Consider the following 23124-nt stretch of genomic DNA (forward strand, 5'->3'; position numbering starts at 1 on the left):
TCTCGGTGACCAGAATTCCCGCACAAAACGATGCGTCCGCCGACCTGTTTACTCCGTATAAGCCGATTCCCGACATATACGATGAGCTGAACGACGGTACGCAAATACGTCCCCATTGGCAAAGTTTCGTCAGTGGGATGCGAGAAATCGGAGCCGGCGAATTTCAACGTCGCTGGCAGCAAATGCAGAAAGTTCTTCAACGTACGGGGCTTGCCTACGTGGGCGCCGGCGTTGGAAGCCCTGAGCAAGACCGTCGGGCTCGGCCGTGGGAGCTTGATCCGCTGCCGGTGTTAATTCCCAGCAGCGAGTGGGACCATGTCTCGCAAGGGCTCAAGCAACGCGGCAAGCTGATGCAGCTGATCTTGCAAGATCTATACGGTCCGCAAGATTTGCTGCGAAGTGGAATCCTGCCCGAAGAAGTCCTGTTCCGGCATCCTGGCTATTACCGCTGCTTTCATGGTCAGAATCCGCCGGGCAATAACTTCCTTTACTTCTATGCAGCCGACTTGTCGCGCTCGCCCGATGGAAGTTGGTGGGTGCAAGGGGATCGTAGCGAGTCCCCATCGGGTAGCGGCTTTGCGCTGGAAAACCGAATCATTCAGTCCCGCATGACGCCGAGCCTTTTTCGGAAGGAAAACGTTCAGCGTTTGGCTGGCTATTTCATGAAAGTGAAAGAGGCTGTCCTAAGGGCATGCTCTCGTGTCACGAATCCTCGTGTTGTCATCCTTAGCAATGGAGCGGAGAATCCAAACTATTTCGAGGATGCGTACCTGGCACGTTATCTCGGTTACACACTCGTTGAACCGGCCGACTTGGCGGTACGCGGCAACCGAGTGATGCTCAAGACGCTGGGTGGGCTTTTGCCGGTCGATGTCATCATTCGCCGGCCGAACAGCGATCAATGCGACCCGCTCGAGATAAGCCACTGTGCCGGCGGGGTTCCGGAACTGCTGCAAGTCTGCCGCATGAAGAATGTCGTCATTCTCAATCCGCTCGGATCCGGGATTGTCGAGTCGCCGATTTTTATGACGTTCATGCCGCAGCTTTGCCAACACTTGCTTGGCGAGCCACTCATTTTGCCAGGCGTGGCCACATGGCGATGCGGCGAGTCCGACTCGCTCGGTTACGTTATCGACAACATCGACAAGCTTCTGATCAAGCCGGCGTATCGAAACCGGGGCACACGCACGCCCATTTACCGCGTGCAAAAAGAAGGGGATCGCGAAAAACTCATTCGCATGATCCAAGCCGACCCCGACATGTTCGTCGCACAGGAACAAGTCGTTCGTTCTACGAGCCCGGTCTATTCCAAGAAGTCGCTTACGCCGGCACACATCGCACTTCGATCGTTTGCCGTCTTAGGGCAAAACGAATTCGAGACCATGCCAGGCGGACTCGTTCGACTAAGTGGCGAACTACAACCGTTGGAGTCGTCGCTGCAAGTGGGGGAACGCAGCAAGGATGCTTGGGTTCTTTCTTCGGCTCCGATTGCGCGTGTTAGTCTGCTGACTCAGCCGGAACATGGGGTTGAACTCAAACGAACCGGTGGAGAACTGCCCAGCCGCATCGCTGAGAACTTGTTCTGGTTGGGGCGAAACCTGGAACGAGCCGATGTCACCGCGAGAATCTTGCGAACGACCATTTCACGACTGACGAGTGAAGAGCAGCTGGATGAGATGCCGGAGGTGCGGATCTTGATTCGTACGATGGCCGAGATGGGAATTATCGAGACCAGCTATGGTGTCGACGAGATGCGAGCCCAATTGCCGCCGATCGAACGTAACCTGGCGGCGAACATCTTCGACGAACAGAATTCAATGAGTTTGCGTTCGATCGTGACGCAAATCTTCCGTTTGACGTCCCGCAGTCGCGACCGCGTTTCCGCCGATAGTTGGCGAGTACTGCACCGCGTCGATCAAGGATTTCAGGCACCCAGCAGTGGTTACTGGGATCTGTCCGATTGTCTGGCACTGTTGGACGATCTGATCCTTGACCTCGCGGCGTTTTCCGGGATCATTTCCGAAAGCATCACGCGAACTCAGGTCTACCACTTCCTGGACATGGGGCGTCGTATGGAGCGAGCCACGCAAAGTTCGCGGTTGATGCGGAACTGTTTGGTGCTACCGGCCGGCGATTTGACGGCCATACTAGAGGCTCTTTTAGAGATTTCCGATAGCTTGATCACGTATCGCTCGCGTTACCTGGAAGAAATGCATCTGGGGGCGGTGCTCGATTTGTTGGTCACCGACGAAACCAATCCCCGTTCAATTGCACGCCAACTGGCTCAGCTTTTGGATCACGTGAATGATCTGCCTAACATTGCCGACCATGCCGGGTACACCGTCGAGCAGCGTCTGGCGATGTCGCTTCTGCATGAGGTGCGAATGTTCGACGTGACACGCGTTCGAGCTCCTGGTGCCCTTTCTGCCGGCGAATCGTTGCACTTGCTACTTCAGGAAATTGAGGTTCTGCTTCCCAAGCTATCGGATGTGGTGACGCAGCGTTACCTGGTTCATTCGATGCCTCAGTCTCACCTGGTCGAGATACGCCCCTAGTTGTCAAAGCGACTGCTGACTGTGCGATACCAAGTTCAACATAAGACGGCCTATCGATATTCCGAACCTGCTTCGGTCGCTCACAATTTATTGCATTTGCGAGTACCGACGACACATCGGCAAAGCGTGGAAGACTTTGCCCTGTTGGTCGAGCCGAAGCCGCGATCGGTCGTTTCGCGAACCGATTACTTTGGCAATCAGGTGCATTACTTTGCACTGAGCGAGCCACATGATGGAATGACCATCACGTCGACCAGCCGGGTAACGATCAAGCCACCTACATCGGTGACGAATTCGCCAGCCTGGGAAGAGCTGGCAGCATTAGGCAAGCAGCGAGAATTTCCGCTGGAGGTTCGGCAGTTCTTGTACCCTTCGCGGCACATACGATTTCTTCCGATCCTTACCGAATATGGCAAAGCGGCGTTCACACGTGGTCGTCCGATCGTCGAAGCGGCGATGGATCTTACGTCGCGGATTTTTACCGACTATAAGTACGACTCCTCGGCAACTAATATTCAAACGCCTTTGGAAGAGGTCGTTCGCCAGCGTCACGGAGTCTGCCAAGACTTTGCCCATGTTGGCATTGGCTCGCTGAGAGCCTTGGGGCTTCCGGCTCGATATGTCAGTGGTTACTTGAGAACGCAACCGCCTCCTGGTAAGCCGCGACTTGTCGGGGCCGACGCATCGCATGCGTGGTTTTCGGTGTTCTGCGGACAAGAGCTCGGCTGGATCGACTTCGATCCGACGAACAAAGTGATGGTCGGTACCGATCACATCACGTTGGCACATGGTCGCGACTTCGAGGACGTTTCGCCCATCCAAGGAGTGGTGATGGGTGGGGGGACCCGTTCAATGCAGGTCGGCGTCGACGTAATGCCGCTCGATCCTAAGACCGATAAGCCATCTTCCAATGGAAGTGGCGGATCGCAGCAACAGAACCAGAACTAAACGCTGACTTTCTTACGCCGCTTGCAGACTGAAGAATGTCGTGCCGATCGATTCGCCAACGAGATTCAGCCGCTGCTGGAAATCGTCGATGAATTCGTGCAACCCTCGGGCGATAATATCGTTCGCACTGGTGAATGCGAATTCTGCTCGCAACTGTCCGAGTCGCTGTTCCGGCAAGTTGGTGAACCCTTCGATATCGCTGCCTGTGATGGCATGCAGCGATTCGTTCGCATGTGTCAGGCAGTGCAGCACAGCTCGGGGGAACTCTTTGTCGAGCATCAAGAAGTCGACCACGTTTTGCGGCACGATCCGGCCAAAACGCTGACGATACATTTCATACGCACTTGCTGAGCGGAGCAGGGCAGCCCACTGAAGATCGTCGAACGGGCTTCCGACATGCTGAGGACTGGGCAGCAAGATGTAATACTTCACATCGAGGATGCGCGACATCTTATCGGCACGTTCGAGGAAACGTCCGAGCTGACAGAAGTGCCATCCTTCGCCGTGAGTCATGGTGGCGTCGGTCACGCCCACAAACTGCTGACCGGAGTTGCGGACTGCTTCGTAGAAGTCCGGCAGGTCATCCAGAATACCTTCGGCATCGCCGACATCTTTGACCATCAGGTAGAAGCGGTTGATGTGCTCCCACATTTCGGCCGAGATGCGTTCGCGGATACTGCGGGCGTTCTCGCGTGCTTTGATCAAGCACGAAAGAATGGAATTCGGGTTATTGCGATCAAACGTCAGGAACTCGATCACATTCCGTTTGCTGGATTCGCCGTAGGTTTCTTTGAACCCTTCGTCATCCCCAGTGGTGGTGACCAACGGCAACCATTGCTGGTTTCCTGCCGTCGACAGGTCCATGCTGATGTTCAAGTTGACGGCGATGAAACGAGCAACGGCCTCAGCGCGTTCAATGTAACGGCTGGTCCAATAGATGGAGTCGGCAACGCGACTTAACATGAAGAACCTTTCACTCCTACACGACCCAGGTGTCTTTGCTTCCGCCCCCCTGGGACGAGTTCACCACGAGCGACCCCTTTCGCAGGGCAACACGTGTTAGTCCGCCGGGCAATACATAGATGTCTCGTCCATAGATAATAAACGGTCGCAAGTCGACATGCCTACCCTCTAAGTGGTCGTCAATGATGACAGGTGCCCGGGAGAGGGAAAGTGTCGGCTGGGCGATGTAATTCCGCGGATTAGCTTTGATCAGTTCAACAAACTTCTGATGCTCTTCTTTGCTGGACCGAGGGCCAATCAGCATGCCGTATCCGCCAGACTCGTTGGCTGGCTTAACTACCATGTCGGCGATGTTTTTGATGACGTGATCTCGCTGTGCGTCATCCCAGCAAACGTACGTCGGAACGTTCGGCAGAATGGCATCTTCACTCAGGTAATACTTGATCATGTCGGGAACGTACGCGTAGATCACTTTGTCGTCGGCGATCCCGGTGCCTGGGGCATTCGCCAAAGCAACGTTTCCGGCTCGGTAGGCATCGATAATGCCAGGCACGCCAAGCATCGAGTCCTTCCGGAAGACGTGTGGGTCGAGGAAGTCGTCGTCGATGCGGCGGTAGATCACGTCAACACTTCGCAGCCCTTTGGTGGTGCGTGCGTAGACGCGTCGATCTCGAACGACTAAGTCGCGGCCTTCGACTAATTCCACTCCCATCTGCTGAGCGAGGAATGAATGCTCGAAATAGGCCGAGTTGTAAATGCCCGGCGAAAGCACCGCCACTTGTGGCTTCTCGACATGTTCCGGAGCAAGATGATTCAATGCATCGAGCAACTGGCTACAGTAGTCGTCGACAGGGCGAACGAACTGAGCCTCGAACAGACCGGGGAATGTCTGTTTCATCAATTGACGATTTTGCAGCACATACGACACGCCGGATGGGCAGCGAAGATTGTCTTCCAGAACGTAAAACTCGCCGTCAGCATCACGGACCAAATCGGTGCCAGTGATATGGCACCAGATCCCGTTCGGTGGCTTCAATCCGACACACTGCGGACGAAAGCTGCTCGCGGACTTCACCACATGTTCCGGGATGATCCCGTCTTTGAGGATCTTTTGCTCGTTGTAGATGTCGTCGATGAACATATTGAGCGCGACGATACGCTGCTTCAGTCCTTTTGATATCCACGACCACTGCTCGCCCTGAATGATTCGCGGAAGAATATCGAACGGGATGATTCGCTCCGTTCCTTCTTCTTCCCCATACACATTGAAGGTAATGCCAAGCCGAATCATCGAACGTTCCGCTGCCGTTTTTCGTTTACGCAGATCGTTCGAGGTCAGCTCTTGAATATGTTGATACAGCAACTGGCAGTTCGTGCGGGGCGAACCACCGGGGGAGAACATTTCGTCATAGAATTCGCCAACGTCGTAGTTGGCAACAAGATTGGGCTCGGAATAGCTTTGGGACTGCGTTTGCCCTTGCACGTTCTTCTTCTCCTAATGAGAAATCTAGTGGGGCCAGATTGTTCCGCCGGGGGAGGAAAGGTCGTCTCTGCCAGACGAGTTGAAATTGCCTGAGTCCTCCCGTAAGGACAAATCTTAAGGGTGCATTTGTCGTGCCAATTTTATGCTTACACCCTGCTCGCTGTAATCGTAAGTCTCGCTGGATGTACGCCTTGCAGCGATTTGGCACATCCTTGGCGACCTCGCTTGGTGGTCGGAATTGCCTATTAAATGAGCAGAAGTAAGGGAACTTGAATTAACCTAAACGTCAAACCCACGTCGCCAAAAGTTGCTCGCTGGACGCTGCAGGGGCTGATAGAATGCGGTTCTACTTCACCCCGTCCCACCTCAGCGAGCCTGGCCTATGTCTTCGCGGTTTACCTATCTTCCGCTCTTTGTTGTTTGGTTGATTCTATCTGTTGGTTCGGCCGCTTTTGCCGATCCAATTCAGCCTTCACCGAATCTTCCTGAAACCCAACCGTGGGATTTAACCCAGCTGTCAAAAGCTCCGAAGTTCGAGTGGGTCGACGCCGATTCTCCTGTTAAATCGATGACTTTCATCGGCGAAGCCTTTGAAGGGCATCCCACACGTGTCTTCGCTTATTATGCGACACCTGGCTCGGTTTTGGGAGACAAAAGTCTCGACAAAGATCTTCCGGCCATTGTTTGTATTCATGGCGGTGGTGGGACCGCGTTTCGGGAATGGACCGAGTTGTGGGCCAAGCGGGGCTATGCGGCCATCGCCATGGATCTGGCCGGAAGTCGGCCTATCGAAGGCGAGAATCCCCACAATCAAAAGAACCGCACGCGTTTGAAGGATGGTGGTCCGTTCCATGGAGATGAGCATAAATTCGGGCACATCGACGATAACGTAAACGAGCAGTGGCAATACCATGCAGTCGCCAACGTAATTCTCGCCCACTCTCTGATCCGCAGTTTTCCCGAAGTCGACGGTGAACGAACCGGCGTCACGGGAATTAGCTGGGGTGGTTATCTCACGTGCATTGTTGCTGGCGTCGATTCACGCTTCCATGCGGCGGTTCCTGTTTATGGCTGCGGCTTTCTCACCGACAACAGCAAGTGGCTCGATCGTTTCGAGCGAATGACGCCTCAGCAAAAGCAACGCTGGGAAACGCTTTGGGATCCGAAGCAGTACCTTCCTGCCGTCTCGATGCCGATTCTTTTCGTCAACGGTACGAACGACTTCGCCTATCCGCTGGATAGCTACATGAAAAGCTTTCACGTAGTCCCCAGTAGCGTGTCCAAGCAACTATCGATCACCGTGAAGATGCCCCACAGTCACCCTGGCGGATGGAACCCACCGCAAATTGGTCGTTATATGGATCAGTGGCTCAAGCAAGGGAAACCACTGCCGACCGTCGGGCAAGTAGCCCTGAAAAACGGCCAGGTCGAAATGCCATACCAAAACGGACCGATCACCCAGGCCGCCATTCATTGGACGGTGGACGACAAAGTGGTCAACGCCCACAACTGGAAGACAACGCCGGCGACCGTTCACGAAAACAACGTCGTTGCTCCAGCACCTCCGGAAGAGGCGAAGCTGTGGTACATGACCATTCAAACCGAAGATGGCAGTCTGATCAGCAGCGAAATCCAATTTGTAGAGAAGCCATAGAAGCGATCGGTGAGTGATCAGTCTATTCGTCTGACATAAAGATAGTAGGCACCGCAGATCTCTGTGCCTGCTTTGTCGAAGAATGTCGCACGAATTTCAAGTGGTCCGGAATCTAGTTTTGCCTGGGTTACGAAAGCAGTTTTATCCCGATCGGGCTGAGCCAGCAAAATCTTACGATCATCGAGACGAAGCGTTGCTCGTGCGATCGGTAATGCGGTTCCTTCAAGAAAGGTTCCGTCGGTAACCTGAAGTTCAGGACAACCTTCGTGCAGCTTCAGGCGACTTTCCTTTGGCCAACGACGAAGCTCTAGCTCGTATGTCCCCGTTTCTGCCACCGTGACGTGCCAGGAACCATTCTTTGGTACTCCGCGGCGAATTTGAATTTGCTGGTCGACGAACACGTCCAACCATTCGCAAGCGGTCAGAAGCAGCGGGTTCTCTGCATTGTGACCGATGATCACTCTCTGCGGTGTCAGCACGTCCCCCTCCACTTCACTCCACCATCCATCCAGTCTCGCCCGCATCTTCTCAACGATTTTCTGGTGCCGTGCCGCGATGTTGTGTCGCTGCTCAGGATCATCCTTTACGTTGTACAATTCGCGATTTTCGAGAAGACGCCAATGTTTCCACATCACTAACGCTCCATCTTTATGCGGCAATGCTGGGTTCTCAGTCGTATACTTCACCCGAAATGTTGGCATGCGACTGTAATTAATGACTAGCATTCGTTCCTCCAAGCTCATGTCGGGATCCTCCAACACGGCTTTCAGCGACGTCCCGTCCAACTTCTCAGGAGTATGTTCCGCGATGCCGCTCAACGCGGCGAGTGTTGGAAGCAGATCTTGTACGTGACATAAGTCATCCACTTCGTGCGAAAGCTTCAGCCCATTGGGCCAGCGAATAAAACAAGGGACTCGGTGGCCTCCTTCCCAGAGCGTTGTCTTCCCTCCACGCATGCCAGCGTTGAAGTACTTTGGCCCCATCGTACTGCCGTTATCGGTCAGAAAGACAACGATCGTATTGTTCATTTGTTCCGACTCACGCAGGAACCGATCAAGCTTTCCGACGTTGTCGTCGATGTTTGTTCCCATGGCCAGGAAACTGATCAGATTGTCCCGCAACACAGGCTTGATATTGCCGGAAATCTCGTTGTTGTCGTCCAGTGCCTCTCGTATTGCGGAACGATAATGGTCCGGAACAAACCATGGCCAATGGGCCGCGTTCAATGCAATGTAAGCAAAGAATGGCTGCTCGTCCTGCTGATCCATCCACTTGATTGCTTCATCAAAGAACACATCGGTACAGTAACCGTCGCGGCGAACTCGCTGGGTGTTGTGGATGTAAGTGTCGTCGAAATAATCGTTGTTCCAGTAATCGGGCACACTGTTGATGTGGGACGATGGAAACCACAACGCCTCGTCGAATCCACGGTCTTCCGGGCGAAACGGATAGTTGTCTCCTAAGTGCCACTTACCAAAAAGGCCTGTTCGATAGCCACCGGTGCGGAAAACATCGGCAATCGTTTTTAACTCAGGCCGTAGCAATGTCCGACCACTACTTACATTGATTGCCCCATTGCGAAATGCATCGAGTCCCGTCATCAGCTGTCCGCGCGTCGGCGTACACATGGGCGACACGTGAAAGTCCGTTAGTCGCACGGCCTCCGAAGCCAGCTTGTCGATGTGAGGCGTCTTGGCGATTGGATTGCCATGGCACGAAAACTCTCCATACCCCTGATCGTCCGTCATGATCAAGACGACGTTGGGACGTTCAGCAGATGCGGCACAAAGCACAGCCGCGAAGCAAAGTTGTCCGGCAATCACCAAGCCGACGGAAGCAATCAAGAGGGCACGCGATGGAAGCATTGGTGGGAGTCCATTGGCGGAGTGAAAGGTCTTCGGAGCATGATGCAATGACGTGTTTTCTAGCGAAGCTTTCGCACGTAGACGTAATATGCCCCGCGAGTTTGGTTGCCTCGATCTGGAATTCGGAGCATCGTCTGCAACATGGCCGGACCAGCAGGCAGGTCTAATTCAAACTGCACGAATTCGGCGTCGGGTTCAACACGCGTCTCGGCCATTGTCTCGCCGATCGAGATCTTCGCATGGTCGGCTTCGATCGGGCCTGGCCTCTCGGTTGGCCAGCGACGAAGCTCAAATTGATAAGTTCCAGGAGAGAGCACTTCGATCGCCCAAGGGCCATTGCCCATTTGACCGGCGATTACGCCTGCCTGATTCCAGATACAGTCGCTGATCTCAGTGGTGAGCCAATCGTGCGACATCAATCGTGCCACAGGCTCTGCTTCAGCACCGATCGCAATGCGGCTGTATTCGGAAAACATCGGCGATTGATCGGCAAACCAGTCGTCGTAGGCGGCTTGAAGTTCGGTGACTAGTTTGCTGTGCTTCTGGGCGAGGTCTACCGATTGCCGAGGATCCTCGGCGATGTTGTAAAGTTCGACCGAGCCAGGCTCAGACGCATTGAGAACCAATCGCCACGGACCTTTGAGAACAGCCGTTTTGGCCTCCTTCGAAGGCAGCGGCAAACGTTGGCTTTGAATCACGTGAATGCGGTCATTGTCAATCGACTCTCGATCTTGCAACGCGGCAGAAAGATCGATGCCATCAAGCGGAGGGCCGTCAGGCTTTTTCACGCCGGTCAAAGACACGAGCGTTGGAAGGATATCGATGTCGGTCGCGAGGAGATCAACGTCTTTTCCTCCTGAAAGCTGGCCGTCCGGCCAATGAATAAAACAAGGAACACGGTGCCCACCTTCATACAACGATCCCTTCGCACCACGCATGTTGGCGGTGAAATGCGGCAACGGCTTGGAATGCATGTCGCCGTTGAGAGGCCAGCCCCCGGCAGGTCCATTATCGGTCATGAAGAGTAAGATGGTGTTGTCGGCAAGTTGCTTCTCCTGGAGGAACTTCCGGAGTCGCCCCAGGTTGTCATCGATGTTGCTAATCAATGCGTAATAAGGGGCAGCCGTTTTGGCGACCCCTTTATCGAGATAGACTTGCTCTAACTTCGGATCAACATTCCACGGCCGATGCGGAGCGTTGGTGGCCAGGTAGACGAAGAATGGGGAATCACGCTGGGCGTCCATGAACTGCATCGCTTCGTCAAACCAGATGTCGGTGCAGAAGCCTTCGAACTTTTCGACGTTGCCGTTTCGCGAGTAGTGATCGTCAAAGTAATCGTTCCCCAGGTAATCCGGTCCTTGCGATACGCCGCCGCCAAGATGCTGAACGACCGTCGAAAACCCTTGGTCTTGAGGACGCATCGGGTAGTTGTCGCCCAAGTGCCATTTGCCGAACATCCCGGTCTGATAGCCGTTGGCTTGAAAGACTTCGGCCAGCGTTAGCTCGTTTCCACGCATTAACGAACGACCCATGATCGTGTGCCAGATACCACTTCGCATGGGATGGCGACCAGACATCAACGCTGCCCGAGTCGGAGCACAAGTCGGACGCACATGGAAATCGGTCAGGCGAAGGCTTTCCGTAAAAAGACGATCCATATTCGGCGTGTCGATATAAGGATGCCCATGCGCGGCAACATCTTTATACCCTTGATCGTCGGCAAGTATCAAAACGATGTTAGGACGATCTCTTGACTCGGCGTTAAGTGGTGTTGTAAAAAAGAGTTGTGCGAAGAGCATCAGACTCACCGCAAATACGAGTGTAGTTATTCTGTGTAGCAAATGACGTGGGAATGTTCGGCGGCAACCGAGCGTTCCATAACGACGCGTCGAAATGGCAAGGAATTGAAACATGTGGGATCCCATTCTTCGGATGACGAGCGTGCTGCGCTCGTTTCAATCTCGTGGCTGGCTGCATCTACCGCTTAGCACGCGCATAAAAAGACCAAGGGATCGCGGTCGGCAAACCGCATGGTGATCCCTTGGCGGCAAGGAACCGAAACCGGTTCCAGCTCTTAGTGTCCTCTCTCGAATTTCATAAGTCAATTCCCGGCGGCAACCGGGGCAACTCCGTGAGGTAATTAAAAATGGCAAGGAATCGAAAATCGCGTCGCCAGCAGCATGGTTCTGCGTGGCATTGGAAGCAGACGGACTGCTGGTACTACACACCACCCGGGACAAAAAAGCGAGAAGCTCTCTTCGACGAGGATGGTGAGCGGATCCGGGGCAAGGAGAACAAGGAGGCGGCCCAACTAGCCCTGGCACGGATCAAGTTGACCGATGAGTTGACGCCTGTCTCGTCGGCACCCTCGAAAGACTGGACGGTAGCCCAAGTCTGCGAGATCTACTTGGCGGATCTTGCGAACACGGCGACCCCAGAGTGGGTTGGTCTTTGCCAAGCCTGGCTGAACGACTTCTGTGGTTACTGCGGAGCATTGTCCGTCTCCGAACTCAAGAAGAAGCACTTGCGAATCTGGCTCCAAAAGCACAAGACCTGGAACAACAACTCGCAGCGGAATGTCATTGCCTGTATCAAGGCTGCATTCAATTTCTGCTGCAAGTTTGATGACCTTGATACCAACCCGCTTGCCAGCTACCAGAAGCCTGCAGCCACAGCTCGCGTGACTTCGTTCAGTCCCGAGGAAGAAAAAGCGATCTACACGACCACGAACAAAGCCCATGCCTTGTTTCTGAAGTGTTGTATTTTGACGGGAGCTCGTCCGTTCTCCGAAATGGCGATGGTGACGGCTGATCACGTCGTCGAAACACCGCACGGTATGTTTTATTTGCTAAAGGCTCGTACCGCAGAGGGGGGCCACGGTCATAAGGCCGCCAAGAAGACTGGCAAGGATCGGCGGATCATGCTCTGTGAGGAGATGGAAGAGATCACGCGGCAACTCATGCTCGAAGCACCGAAGGGCTCCGGGATCCCTCTGCTGCGAACGACGCATGGAAAGCAGTGGAAACGCTGCAACGGCGTTCAGCAGTTTTGCAATCTCAAGGAAACGCTCAACCTACCGGACGACCGGGTGACCTACACGTGTCGCCACACGTTTGCCAAGCGAACCTTGTCCGGGTACTACACGGGCCAACCCACCACGATCGAAGTCTTGGCAGGTTTGATGGGTAACACGCCGAAAGTTTGCTGGGATCATTACGCCCAGTGGGCCGACGACTACAACGATCCGCTCTGGGCGGCCCTTGGTAAGTCCAAAGCGAGGCAGTCTGCGGCCTAGAGCTTTTGAGAAGGGGATAAATGGGGTAAGCAAGCACGCTCGCCGCATGTTTTGCTAAATTTAGGCCGATTTCGCGTCATAATACATGAGGGGATCGCTTACCATTTGGATCTCCGTAGAACGCGGCCGTACGGCCAGAAATCGTTAAGCCTTACCTAAATTCGGTCGTTTTTCGTGTCATAGAACTTGTTATTGGCAGAACCGCTTTTTAAGCGTTGGAAACGACAGTCGATATACACTTCGGCGGCTCTTAAGAGGAGAGAATTCAGCAACCGCACGACGTTTTCACATCCTGCTGGCAGGCGTGAAGGTCTCTTCCATCCAAGCCATGGAAGTCGTGATGTCGTCGAGCTATCATACGGTGGTGTTTTTCCCGAAGTTGAAGAGCACCGAGTTATTCCATTTAATTACACAATCACCTCCGGTTAGGCCCGGATTCAACACAATTTGATCGACGCGCAAGCGTCAAGGCTACTCCGTCCAAATTCACCACCCTGAGCCGAAAGGCTCTTGTAAGCACAGAAGTAGCACTTGGCTGCGTTCCGCAAGGGACGCCGGCCGGTGCTGTTCTGTGCGCCCTGTGGTGGGGCTGGACGGACAGGCTGGTTCGGCGTCCTTTTATATGCGCCTAGCCACGCCCTGGTACGTCCTGCTGAAACTGTTTTGAGGTTCTCCGCCTCGACAGCAGGCTTACGACCCACCACTACCAGGACCTTTTTATGACGAACGATTCTTCCATGGAGTCCCACGCCGCGACTACGCGGTGGTGGATCTCAACCGCGGGCAAGGCCGAAGGCCCCTTTCCTCAAGGCCACGTAATTGACGCGGTCAACGCTGGCGAAATCCCCATCACAGCCCACGCGTGCCCAGTTGGCGGAACGCAGTGGAAACGCTTGGGGCAGTGGCCGCCGTTTGCCGAGATGGTGCCTCCTGCGCCAGAGGTTATTCCTCCCCCTCCTAACCCTCCAACTTCGTTGCCCAATGATTCTCCGCTGACCAATCCCCGTTTACCGGCGATCGCCAATTGGATCTGCATCTACGCGATCTTAGTCAGCCCTGTGATTTGGGCGATCGGCTATCTCTCGTTCTGTGTGACAGGCCCAACCTATCACCCAGACTCTCGATTTGTTGGCTTTGAGATTCTCTTGGGAGTTGCAGACTTTTTCGCTTCGCTGGCAGCTACGGCTTTCAAGGTGCTCGGTGGACTCAGGCTACGAAATCTCAGGTCGTCCGGTGCCAAGATTCTGAAGTGGACCATGTTGGCCTATCTCGCTTTTGTGATGCTTCAGCTTCTCATCATCATCCCGATCGCCGTCGTTGCCTCAGAAAGCGATTATGCGGAAACCACACCCGCGGGAGAGATTATTTTCTTCTTCATGTTCGTTATGGCACTTGGGGCATTGGCATTTGAAATCTTTGCGATTGTGTGGCTTCACCAGAACGCCAACCGGCTCCCCCTCGACAAAAACTAAGCACTACGAGAGGAGAGAATTCATGGATCAAGAAGGATGGTACTTTGAGCACAACGGGCAACGTGTGGGTCCGTTCTTTCGTGATGAACTTGCCGAATTGGCAAGAGGCAAGATCCTCAACTCGAGCACTCGATTGATTGACGCTTCGGGGCAAAAAGTTCGTGCGGCAGAACAACTTGGCCTGGATGCTAGAGCTCAGCTTGTCCCGGGAACGAATGCGACAGCTGCTGTAAACGTCAGAAATTCACCCGACGAGGTGGAAGAACTCGTGACTGCCGAGATCGTCCCTGCTCCTCGCCGTATCGTTCAAACGCCTACAGATTGCGACAGCTTGTCGCTATCTGAGTTCATCGTGTATGGGCTCGCGTTTCTCTTTCTGCCGATGATCTGTGTCCTTGTTAGTTCCTTCTTGTACTACGTATGGAGATCTTCGTATCCCTGGAAGGCGCAACAGATCAACATTTTAGGGTTTGGAGTGTTCTTTTTGCACATCCTGTTCGGATGCGTGATTGGGATGATTGCAGGAGGTTCGTGAGGATAAGCAATCTTCACATCAAATGGGTTGAATTGATTTGAGCAATATCCGAAAGGAACTTTATGAGCGAACAAGAGTGGTACTTCGAACACGCGAATCGGAAACTTGGACCTTTTCGAATTGCAGCACTTCAACACTTAGCGAGTGTTGGACTGATTGACTCGCATACAAAAGTGATCGACTCGACAGGAATCTGTACAGAAGCAAACGATATCGTGGATTGTTTGCCAATTCCTCCTTCTCCTCCATTATCAGAGGAGATGTTTCAAGCTCAAGGTACTTCGAATCATTCGAAAGAGAATGAGTTAATCAATTCCGATCTATCCATTTCCAATGTGTTTCGATTTTTTGGATCGTTTCTGCCTAGCGCAGCAACGATTGGCGGATTGATTTTCGCCTTGTTTATGCTTTCGCGCCTCGGCTACTTTTTAATGCTGTGCTGGGAGGCAATTTTTTCGGCCGATTAGCAAGACACTTCCCTAAACGCCTCTGAGGGCACGTCTATTGGAGATGATTCTTAGATAATCCGCACCAAGTCACTTCGCCGATTTGTTAGTTTCTTCAGTCGTGACGGGGCGTCGAACACGACAATTGCACCGCAAGCATTCTACGTACCAAAATAAACCCCTGCCTCAGAATTCATGAGGCAGGGGTACTTTATTGGCCTTCGGATTGCCGTCCGCTGGCCTTTGCCGCCAAGGTAATATCAGTAGGATCGAAATGCGATTAATCCGGCCGCCCTAAGGGAGTCGTGATGAAATGACTTTTCGGCTTGGGAGATTGGCTTCGACGGGGTTTCTTAGCCTGGGGTTGAACTCGCATCAATCCCAATAATCGATCGATTTCGTTTTCTGAAATTCGGATACGTCCTTGGCCTTTAGCCCCACCTTGGCTGTACTCAATAAAAAGTCTTTGGCCGCGTATTTGAAATTGCCCGGAGTCGGATTGACTCAACCACTCGTAAAGAGTTAACACGGAAATGCCGAGACGCTCGGCAGCGTCCGCGGACGACAGAAGTTTGCTTGGGGTTGGCATGAGTCGTGGTAACCATCATGTTGCGATTGGGAACATGATCACGAGTGTCCCAAGTGAGATTCCGCTGGCGTTCCGCTGACAGGAATTCGCAACTAATGACTAAATGGGCATGCGAAAACCGAACGAAATATGGACACACTGAGCAACCCCATCTCCAGATTCAGGGAACAAAAGTGATGAACGCACCAGCGCAATTGAACAAATCGCTATCCAATGCCGCATTCGATAATTTACGCGAAGCTGCTTTGAGGATTCGTACTCCTAAATCGGCTTGCGATCTGTGGGAGCAGGTATTTTCTCCTCGGGAGCGTCTGCGACTTCATCGGTTCCAAGACGTGACCTGGAACAAAGACGACGCATGCAAAATGTGGGTAGAGTTACATAGCTGCTCGAAGGTTCGAGCAGTGATTGAAATCGCCCACGTGCTTCACCACCTATCGTCCAAAGACTATCGGTGGCTATTACAGGAAACGGGCGAACTCATAGACACCGATGCATCCTACAAAGATGCAATCCCCCGCAACGACCTCGTCCTTAATTCCCTAGATCGCAAAATATTCTGGAAAGGTGCTCCCATCGTGCTCGACTGGTCCCACGATGCGAAATGGTACTTTATGTGGGAACTTGCGCGTCAAGCTAAAGCGGGTCTATCCCTCGACCGTTTGGATTTCGCACCTAAGAAGCACGAGTCGTATCTATCGAAAGTGAAATCGGATCTCGCGAAACACGACGAATTTCCTGATGAACTCGCCGTCTTGATCGAACCTTGTGAAATCGGGACGCAAAAGCTCCAATTGCCACCGGAGCAGATTCGGCTCTTCGAGCATCACCTTGGAGGTGAAATCCGTGAATGGCTACCGTGACCTAAATTTCGGCAGAAAACGTGTCATATAACTTGAGGGATCTCCTAGCCCTCAGGCTAAGTGTTTGACCTGTAGTCGAAAAACGTAACGCTCCGTTTTCACGGGGCGTTTTCCTTTGCGCGGCGCTTCTCGTCACGCAATTCTGTTAATTCCGCTGAGCGGAATGCCAGCGGAATCGCAAATCGTAGCCTGATCCCATTCCAAATCTTCATGGGATCCCTGGGCTCGTCGCCCGGTTGCTTCACATGAAACATTAGCAGAGGAGGTTCCACCATGAACCAGGACCTGCCTAGCATGGGTGCGGCTAATGAAAAACTCACCTCGGAAGTCGTCAAATGGTGGACAGAGATGTCGGCGGTTTGCGACTTTGTTTTGACTGGATTCGATCCGGAAGCCTCGCTTGAAAAACGAGTCGAATGGGCCATCGCCTGTGGCCTCGAAATCGGTACGATCTATTCTCGGTTCAGCACCAAGCTACAGCATTCGACGGATGACCAGGTCCGAGAGTGTATCCAATGGGCGGCAAAGAATCGCATCTACGTTCCGCCGGAGTACATTTCTGTAGACGAGGGCGTAAAGGGAAAGCAAACTCAGCGGGCTGGTCTCGACAGGACGAAACGGATCCTTCGCAAACGGCATGCTAAGGTCCTCTTGGTCTACAAAGCCAGCCGACTGTTCCGGCAGGCAGGTAAGGGATACCAATTCATCAACGAGGAGGTCGTCGAAGAAGGTCTGCGAGCCGTTAGCGTTTCTCAAGGCATTGATACCAACGACCGCAAGACCTGGAAACTGCAGTTGCAGATCCATGGCCTCTTGGACGATATGCTACTCGATGCAATTGCCGATCACGTTCGCTCGGGGCTGACGGGCCTGTTCCTTAACGGTTATACGACGGGGGCACTCGGGATCGGTTATCGCCGTAAGGTGATTCCCGGTGCCCCACTCACCAATCGCGGTCTCCCTCGCACGATGCCCGAGGTCGACCCGGAAGCGGCCAAGCTGATTCAGGAACATGCCCAATTGTTACTCAATGGCATGGCGGTCCGCGAAGGCGTACGACGCTGGAACGCGGTCGGCGGTCCCGTGGACCCACGATCTTCAAGCGGCAAGATGAGCTACCAAAGCTATCGACGACTCTTCACGAATATTCGCCTTGTCGGAAGATGGGAGTTCGGTCGCCGTCGTAATCAGTTTTCGACGAAGCTCGATAGTGTCAAGCAAGTCGAACAGCCTGATAACGAGGTGACCACCTTGCAGTGCGAAGAACTACGGATTCTGGATGACGCCACGTTCGAGGCGCTGCAAACGTTGTTTGGTGAACGTAAGACAGGTCCCCGAGGACCTCGTAAGGCTAAGAAGCTGAAACTGTGGGACTTGACCACAGAGTTCTTCTTCTGTGAACGCTGCAGCACGCCCGAGAGCCCGGTTCGGTTCTACCAAACGGGTGCTCAAGGCAAGGCGATGCAGTGCAAGAATGGTGACCAGTGTCCGTGCAAGTCGGCCGTTCGTCGCAAAGATGCGGTCGAGGCGATCTGCAACAGTCTCAGCCAGCTGATCCTGCGTGATGCCGAGCTGATCGAGTCGATCGTACTGCAGTGCCAGCAGTTGGATGCTCAGGCTGACCAGGGTCTGGAACAACAGCTAGTCCAGGCTCGTAAGCAGTTGGCTTTGCTCAAAAACCGGGTCCACGATCTGTTCGAGTTGTCAGGCGAAGGCACCGAGGACGATCGCAAGGAGATCAAGGCCCGACTGCGGGCTGCCCAGTTGCAGCGGAACGCCGCCCAGAGCGAAGTGAATCGCTTGCAGCGGGCGGTCGACGGGACGACCAGCACGATGACGGTGGAACAGATCCGCGAGCGTCTGGCCGAGATGTGCGATCTGTTGAGCACAGCGGCGAATGGCGACCTCGGCGAGGATGCCGTCTACAAGACGCTCGCCGTATTCCGTGCTTTGACAGGCGGACAGATTTGGGTGCAGGTCGAACAGCGTGCCAATCGCAAACGGACTAACATCCGGGGGACCTTTCGTCCTCAACTGTTGAAGGCGTTCTCCGAACCGCTCCCAGGGGCCCATGCCCCGACTGCGGAACTGGTCACGGTCTGGCTACGCAAGCCGCCTCGCCTGGATCTGATTGCCGAACGCGTCCATCAACTGATCGACATCGAGGGCATGAGCCATCGCGAGACCGCAAAACAACTGAAGCGCGAAGGGCACAACGTCAATTCGGGAAACGTTTGGTACAGCTACCGTCGCTGGTACGAGATGCAAGGCCTTGAGCCGCCAAACGTCCCCTACAACAACGGCAAAAAGCGACGCCCTCGCTAATCTGACCGTGATCGATCGATCATCAACGCCTCGTCCTCGCGACGAGGCGTTTTTCATGCGCCTAGCGATTTTGGACTATCACCCAAATGAAAGGAGGATGAATGCCCCCCATTTCTGATTCAAGTCATGTTCAAGATTCGGAGACCGACTCGCAGCGAGCGCAACTGGCGACTAATCTCGCCTACCTCGTCGTGCAGGCAAATAGACGTAAGCAGCAAGGCGGAGAAAAGACATCGAATAACGCCGAGGCTCCCGAAAACTAAATTTCTGCCCAAAACGGGGCATAAATAGATGAGGGAGGTCTTATCCCTTCCATGGTCATCACCATCTCCAGCTGAGAGGTGACCGCAATCTACTTCATCCCACACAGGAGGTCTTATGTCACATATCGTCAGCATCAAAACCGAAGTTCGTGATGTTACGGCGATCCGCCAGGCAACACGACGACTTCAACTTCCCGAGCCCACGTACGGTGAGGTTCGCCTGTTCAATGATCGTAAGCGGGGCTGGGCGATCCAGCTTCGAGATTGGCGTTATCCGGTTGTCGCCGACGTGACGACCGGTCGGCTCGATTACGACAACTACAACGGCCATTGGGGCAGCCAGAAAGAACTCGATCAGTTTCTGCAGCGGTATGCCGTCGAGCGGGCGACGATCGAAGCCCGCAAGCAAGGCCACACCGCCGTCGAACAGGCGCTTCCGGACGGAAGCATCAAACTCGTCATTCAAGTTGGAGGGTAAGCTCTTGAAAACTATTGAGATTATCGTCAGCCCCACTGGCGAGTCACGCCTAGAAACGAGGGGCTTTCAGGGGACGGAGTGTCGCGAGGCAAGCCGCATTCTGGAAGCCGCCTTGGGACAACAAACGTCCGAGACGCTCACAGCCGAGTTCCACGCCTCGGAAATCACGCAACAAAATCAAATCGAACAGAAGGAATAACTGCCTATGGATCCCATACTCAAACACCCATCCCACAAAGCGGTCGATCTGGCACGCGTTCTGGTGATTGTCGAGGGAACCAACGACATTGAGTTCCTCCGTCGGATTTCATTGACGCTGCATGCGCACAATCAAGACTTGCCCAATCTGGCCGAAATGGAACAGCAAGGGCAATTGGTGTTCGTTCCTTTCGGGGGCAGCAACTTGCCCAGTTGGACCTATCGGTTCGCTTCGCTGGGTAAACCAGAGTTTTTCTTGCTCGACCATGAAGTGCCGCCCGAAACGGAACAGCGTCAGGAATTGGCCGAGGTGATCAACCAGCGGCCAAACTGTCGAGCGGTGCTTACGCGCAAGCGTAGCCTGGAAAACTATCTTCATCCAGCAGCGATCCGAGAAGTTGCTCCAATCGAACTTACATTTGGCGACTTCGATCCGGTGGCCATCCTCGTCGCCAAGCAGCTCTATGAGAGCGGTCTCCACGACAGGCCTTGGGAGCTCTTATCGCGACGTTCGCAGAATCGCCAGTCCAGCCGTGCCAAACGCTGGCTCAACACGCAGGTCGCGGCCCATATGACCATTGACCACCTTCGGAACCGAGATCCCGAAGGCGAAATCGCCACCTGGCTGACCACGATCGGACAACTAGCCCACTCTGTCTAAAGCTCGCTCTCGCGAGCTTTTTCATTTCAAGACTTCATTTACAAGGAATCGGTATGCGCTTAGCAGAAGAAATACAGGAACTGGTGCGAGCTGGCTTCAGTGGCATCTGGATTCGCAGCTGCGAACAGGATGATGCGATCGCCGAACTGGCTCAGCTTTGCCGCGACGAAGACTGGCGGATGAATACCTGGGATATTGATGTCGGTCTCAGAGGTGCCCCGACGGCCCCAGCAGAATCGCCAGCGGTGTCGGTCACCGATCCCTTAGGGGCTGTGCGACATCTCGAATCGCTTCCCAGCAGCGGACAGCCTTCGCTCCTGGTACTATCGAATCTCCACCGTTTCCTCGGCTCAGCGGAGGTGGTACAGGCAATCTCTCACCAGGTTTCGCAGGGAAAAGCTCATCAGCGTTTTCTCGTGATTCTGGCACCGGTGGTTCAGCTACCAGTGGAACTCGAACGTGTGTTCACCGTGGTAGAGCATGAGCTGCCATCTCGGGAACAACTTGCAGAAATTGCCGCAGAGATTGCGACCGAAGGAGATGAGTTCCCTGCAGGTGTGGAGCGAGAACGGATTCTCGATGCGGCCTGTGGCTTGAGCCGCTACGAGGCGGAAAACGCGTTTGCCCTATCCCTGGTGAGGCATGGCCGACTGGAGCCGTCGGCTATCTGGCAACTCAAGTCGCAGACGCTCATCAAGAGTGGTCTGCTTTCGCTTCATCGTGGCGGAGAGTCGTTTGCCGAACTGGGAGGGTTAGGATCGCTCAAACAGTTTTGCTGTCAGGCACTGCGATCACATGAATCCCACTCAGTCCAAGCGAAGGGCGTATTGCTGCTGGGGGTGCCGGGCACGGGTAAGTCTGCCTTCGCCAAGGCGCTTGGCCGTGAGATTGGCAGGCCGACGTTGACGCTCGACGTCGGTGCACTCATGGGCGGCATCGTCGGCCAAACTGAGGAGCGAACTCGTAGGGCGTTGAAAATCATCGATGCGATGCAGCCTGCGGTACTCTTCATCGACGAATTGGAAAAGGCCCTCGGCGGCACCTCCAATTCCGGCCAGACCGATAGCGGTGTGGGCTCACGGATGCTCGGGGCGCTACTCACCTGGCTGGCTGATCACGAATCGGACGTGTTCGTGATTGCTACGAGTAACGACGTCTCTAAGCTACCGCCGGAGCTCACTCGAGCGGAACGCTTCGATGCAATTTTCTTTCTCGACTTACCTGGGAGGTCACAGAAGGAAGCGATCTGGCAGATGTATCTGGAACGCTTTGGGTTGGAGCACTCGCAGGATCTGCCCAACGACGGATCGTGGACGGGCGCCGAGATTCGTGCCTGTTGCCGGTTGGCCGCTCTCTTGAATGTTTCCTTGGTGCAGGCGGCGCAGAACGTGGTTCCGGTCGCCGTCACGTCCGCCGAGTCGGTTGAGCGACTCCGTAGCTGGGCGAGCGGTCGCTGTCTCTCTGCCGAGTCCGGGGGCATGTTCACCACAACGACTCAGGCTACGCGAAAGTCGCGGCGACGACTAACCCAGAACCCTGAATCCAATTAGCCCAAAACTAACCCATCTTTACGTGAGGTATTTATGACGGCAACAACTTTAGAACAGCCGACCGATCGCAGCAGCCCCTCCGGGAGACTGCGATCCACCATGTGCGCGACCCGGGTAAACTTTACCTGGTTAGGCACGCAGAAGACGTTGACCCCAGCTCAACGGGCTCAGGCGGCGCTATCCTTCGACGCTCAGGGCGAATTCTTGAGTGCGGGCAAGAAACTGCTCGACACAAAGAATCCACGCTTCAAAGCGGTGACCTCGGAACGGAATCGAATCCGCTCGTTCTGGACGTCCATGAGCCTGCCTTATCCGGAACCGGCTGTGCGATTGATTCGGCAGGATAGGGTCGACACGTTTCAAGACTGGATGAGTGAGCATCGCCAGGAGCTAACCAAGGCAGTCGAGGAACTCGACGAAGATTATTTCTCGCTGAAAGAGGCAGCGCGGCAGCGACTTGGTCGCCTCTACAACGAGGCCGATTACCCAATATCGTTGATCGGGCTGTTCGACGTTACCTGGGATTTCCCCAATGTGGAGGCTCCGTCCTATCTGCGGCAACTCGATCCTCAGCTGTACCAGGAAGAGTGTCGTCGCGTGCAGGCTCGGTTTGATGAGGCAGTTCAACTGGCTGAGTCCGCCTTCGTGGAAGAGCTATCCGGCTTGGTTACACATCTGACGGAACGCCTTTCGGGACAGCAGGATGGTCGCGCCAAAGTCTTTCGGGACTCGGCGGTTGGAAATTTGAATGAGTTCTTTGAGCGATTTCGTTCCTTGAATGTTCGGTCAAATGACCAACTCGACTCACTCGTTTCACAGTGCCAGGACATTGTCCAGGGCGTTCAACCTCAGACGTTACGAGACGACGCTCAGGTACGCCAGACGGTCAGCCGTGAACTATCGAGCGTTCAGGCCACGTTGGACGAACTGTTGGTCGATCGTCCACGTCGGCGGATTATCCGCTCCCCGAAGTGAGGTGCC

At 54.2% G+C, this 23124-nt stretch carries 19 protein-coding genes; 15 read left to right on the forward strand and 4 right to left on the reverse strand.

Annotated elements, in window-relative coordinates; translation table 11 throughout:
• Positions 1-5 precede the first annotated feature (5 nt).
• Positions 6-2555 carry a circularly permuted type 2 ATP-grasp protein gene (locus tag LA756_RS01490; protein ID WP_224438119.1) on the forward strand — a complete coding sequence of 850 codons (2550 nt, stop codon included), beginning with the start codon at positions 6-8 and terminating at the stop codon, positions 2553-2555.
• Positions 2556-3503 carry a transglutaminase family protein gene (locus LA756_RS01495; protein ID WP_224438120.1) on the forward strand — a complete coding sequence of 316 codons (948 nt, stop codon included), beginning with the start codon at positions 2556-2558 and terminating at the stop codon, positions 3501-3503.
• A gap of 12 nt (positions 3504-3515) precedes the next feature.
• Here LA756_RS01495 and LA756_RS01500 read toward each other — a convergent pair whose 3' ends face one another.
• Both LA756_RS01500 and LA756_RS01505 read right to left on the reverse strand, forming a co-directional pair.
• The gene (locus LA756_RS01500; RefSeq protein ID WP_224438121.1) at positions 3516-4466 is read right to left on the reverse strand and encodes an alpha-E domain-containing protein; all 951 of its coding nucleotides are present in this window, start codon (positions 4464-4466) and stop codon (positions 3516-3518) included.
• A gap of 16 nt (positions 4467-4482) precedes the next feature.
• Entirely contained in the window at positions 4483-5868 is a 1386-nt protein-coding gene (locus tag LA756_RS01505; RefSeq protein WP_224440453.1) for a circularly permuted type 2 ATP-grasp protein, read from the reverse strand.
• Positions 5869-6331: 463 nt separating this feature from the next.
• Between LA756_RS01505 and LA756_RS01510 the strand changes: the two genes are divergently transcribed.
• Positions 6332-7603 (forward strand): S9 family peptidase, encoded by a 1272-nt coding sequence (locus LA756_RS01510; protein ID WP_224438122.1) that lies wholly within the window; start codon positions 6332-6334, stop codon positions 7601-7603.
• 17 nt (positions 7604-7620) lie between these two features.
• Here LA756_RS01510 and LA756_RS01515 read toward each other — a convergent pair whose 3' ends face one another.
• Both LA756_RS01515 and LA756_RS01520 read right to left on the reverse strand, forming a co-directional pair.
• Complete coding sequence (locus LA756_RS01515) at positions 7621-9468, reverse strand: arylsulfatase (RefSeq protein WP_224438123.1); 1848 nt, start codon at positions 9466-9468, stop codon at positions 7621-7623.
• Positions 9469-9527: 59 nt separating this feature from the next.
• On the reverse strand, positions 9528-11267 hold the full coding sequence (locus LA756_RS01520) for an arylsulfatase (RefSeq protein ID WP_224438124.1): 1740 nt from the start codon (positions 11265-11267) through the stop codon (positions 9528-9530).
• Between the two features lie 347 nt (positions 11268-11614).
• Between LA756_RS01520 and LA756_RS01525 the strand changes: the two genes are divergently transcribed.
• The 12 genes from LA756_RS01525 to LA756_RS01585 all read left to right on the forward strand — a co-directional run bounded on the left by LA756_RS01525 (position 11615) and on the right by LA756_RS01585 (position 23118).
• On the forward strand, positions 11615-12763 hold the full coding sequence (locus LA756_RS01525; protein ID WP_224438125.1) for a hypothetical protein: 1149 nt from the start codon (positions 11615-11617) through the stop codon (positions 12761-12763).
• 719 nt (positions 12764-13482) lie between these two features.
• Positions 13483-14235 (forward strand): DUF4339 domain-containing protein, encoded by a 753-nt coding sequence (locus tag LA756_RS01530; protein WP_224438126.1) that lies wholly within the window; start codon positions 13483-13485, stop codon positions 14233-14235.
• A gap of 22 nt (positions 14236-14257) precedes the next feature.
• Positions 14258-14770 carry a DUF4339 domain-containing protein gene (locus LA756_RS01535; RefSeq protein ID WP_224438127.1) on the forward strand — a complete coding sequence of 171 codons (513 nt, stop codon included), beginning with the start codon at positions 14258-14260 and terminating at the stop codon, positions 14768-14770.
• 62 nt (positions 14771-14832) lie between these two features.
• Entirely contained in the window at positions 14833-15237 is a 405-nt protein-coding gene (locus tag LA756_RS01540) for a DUF4339 domain-containing protein (protein ID WP_224438128.1), read from the forward strand.
• Positions 15238-15900: 663 nt separating this feature from the next.
• Entirely contained in the window at positions 15901-16668 is a 768-nt protein-coding gene (locus tag LA756_RS01550; RefSeq protein WP_224438130.1) for a hypothetical protein, read from the forward strand.
• 273 nt (positions 16669-16941) lie between these two features.
• Positions 16942-18993: a recombinase family protein gene (locus LA756_RS01555; protein ID WP_224438131.1), complete on the forward strand. Its 2052-nt coding sequence runs from the start codon at positions 16942-16944 to the stop codon at positions 18991-18993.
• Positions 18994-19094: 101 nt separating this feature from the next.
• Positions 19095-19256, forward strand: coding sequence for a hypothetical protein (locus LA756_RS01560; RefSeq protein ID WP_224438132.1), 162 nt, complete (start codon positions 19095-19097; stop codon positions 19254-19256).
• 115 nt (positions 19257-19371) lie between these two features.
• On the forward strand, positions 19372-19734 hold the full coding sequence (locus tag LA756_RS01565) for a DUF1257 domain-containing protein (RefSeq protein ID WP_224438133.1): 363 nt from the start codon (positions 19372-19374) through the stop codon (positions 19732-19734).
• Positions 19735-19738: 4 nt separating this feature from the next.
• A complete protein-coding gene (locus LA756_RS01570) occupies positions 19739-19933 on the forward strand; it encodes a DUF2997 domain-containing protein (protein ID WP_224438134.1) in 195 nt (64 codons plus the stop codon).
• 6 nt (positions 19934-19939) lie between these two features.
• Positions 19940-20593: an ATP-dependent endonuclease gene (locus tag LA756_RS01575; protein WP_224438135.1), complete on the forward strand. Its 654-nt coding sequence runs from the start codon at positions 19940-19942 to the stop codon at positions 20591-20593.
• A 53-nt stretch (positions 20594-20646) separates the two neighbouring features.
• On the forward strand, positions 20647-22143 hold the full coding sequence (locus LA756_RS01580; protein ID WP_224438136.1) for an AAA family ATPase: 1497 nt from the start codon (positions 20647-20649) through the stop codon (positions 22141-22143).
• A 33-nt stretch (positions 22144-22176) separates the two neighbouring features.
• On the forward strand, positions 22177-23118 hold the full coding sequence (locus LA756_RS01585; protein ID WP_224438137.1) for a hypothetical protein: 942 nt from the start codon (positions 22177-22179) through the stop codon (positions 23116-23118).
• The last annotated feature ends 6 nt before the right edge of the window (positions 23119-23124 follow it).

The sequence above is a fragment of the Bremerella sp. TYQ1 genome (assembly GCF_020150455.1).
GTDB classification, from domain to species: Bacteria; Planctomycetota; Planctomycetia; order Pirellulales; family Pirellulaceae; genus Bremerella; species Bremerella volcania_A.

Coding starts and splice junctions, on each gene's coding strand:
- LA756_RS01525 (WP_224438125.1), top strand. CDS start 11,615: ATGGCAAGGAATCGAAAATCGCGTCGCCAGCAGCATGGTTCTGCGTGG.
- LA756_RS01575 (WP_224438135.1), top strand. CDS start 19,940: ATGGATCCCATACTCAAACACCCATCCCACAAAGCGGTCGATCTGGCA.
- LA756_RS01535 (WP_224438127.1), top strand. CDS start 14,258: ATGGATCAAGAAGGATGGTACTTTGAGCACAACGGGCAACGTGTGGGT.
- LA756_RS01565 (WP_224438133.1), top strand. CDS start 19,372: ATGTCACATATCGTCAGCATCAAAACCGAAGTTCGTGATGTTACGGCG.
- LA756_RS01515 (WP_224438123.1), bottom strand. CDS start 9,468: ATGCTTCCATCGCGTGCCCTCTTGATTGCTTCCGTCGGCTTGGTGATT.
- LA756_RS01520 (WP_224438124.1), bottom strand. CDS start 11,267: ATGCTCTTCGCACAACTCTTTTTTACAACACCACTTAACGCCGAGTCA.
- LA756_RS01560 (WP_224438132.1), top strand. CDS start 19,095: ATGCCCCCCATTTCTGATTCAAGTCATGTTCAAGATTCGGAGACCGAC.
- LA756_RS01580 (WP_224438136.1), top strand. CDS start 20,647: ATGCGCTTAGCAGAAGAAATACAGGAACTGGTGCGAGCTGGCTTCAGT.
- LA756_RS01555 (WP_224438131.1), top strand. CDS start 16,942: ATGAACCAGGACCTGCCTAGCATGGGTGCGGCTAATGAAAAACTCACC.
- LA756_RS01550 (WP_224438130.1), top strand. CDS start 15,901: ATGACTAAATGGGCATGCGAAAACCGAACGAAATATGGACACACTGAG.
- LA756_RS01540 (WP_224438128.1), top strand. CDS start 14,833: ATGAGCGAACAAGAGTGGTACTTCGAACACGCGAATCGGAAACTTGGA.
- LA756_RS01510 (WP_224438122.1), top strand. CDS start 6,332: ATGTCTTCGCGGTTTACCTATCTTCCGCTCTTTGTTGTTTGGTTGATT.
- LA756_RS01505 (WP_224440453.1), bottom strand. CDS start 5,868: ATGTTCTCCCCCGGTGGTTCGCCCCGCACGAACTGCCAGTTGCTGTAT.
- LA756_RS01500 (WP_224438121.1), bottom strand. CDS start 4,466: ATGTTAAGTCGCGTTGCCGACTCCATCTATTGGACCAGCCGTTACATT.
- LA756_RS01585 (WP_224438137.1), top strand. CDS start 22,177: ATGACGGCAACAACTTTAGAACAGCCGACCGATCGCAGCAGCCCCTCC.
- LA756_RS01530 (WP_224438126.1), top strand. CDS start 13,483: ATGACGAACGATTCTTCCATGGAGTCCCACGCCGCGACTACGCGGTGG.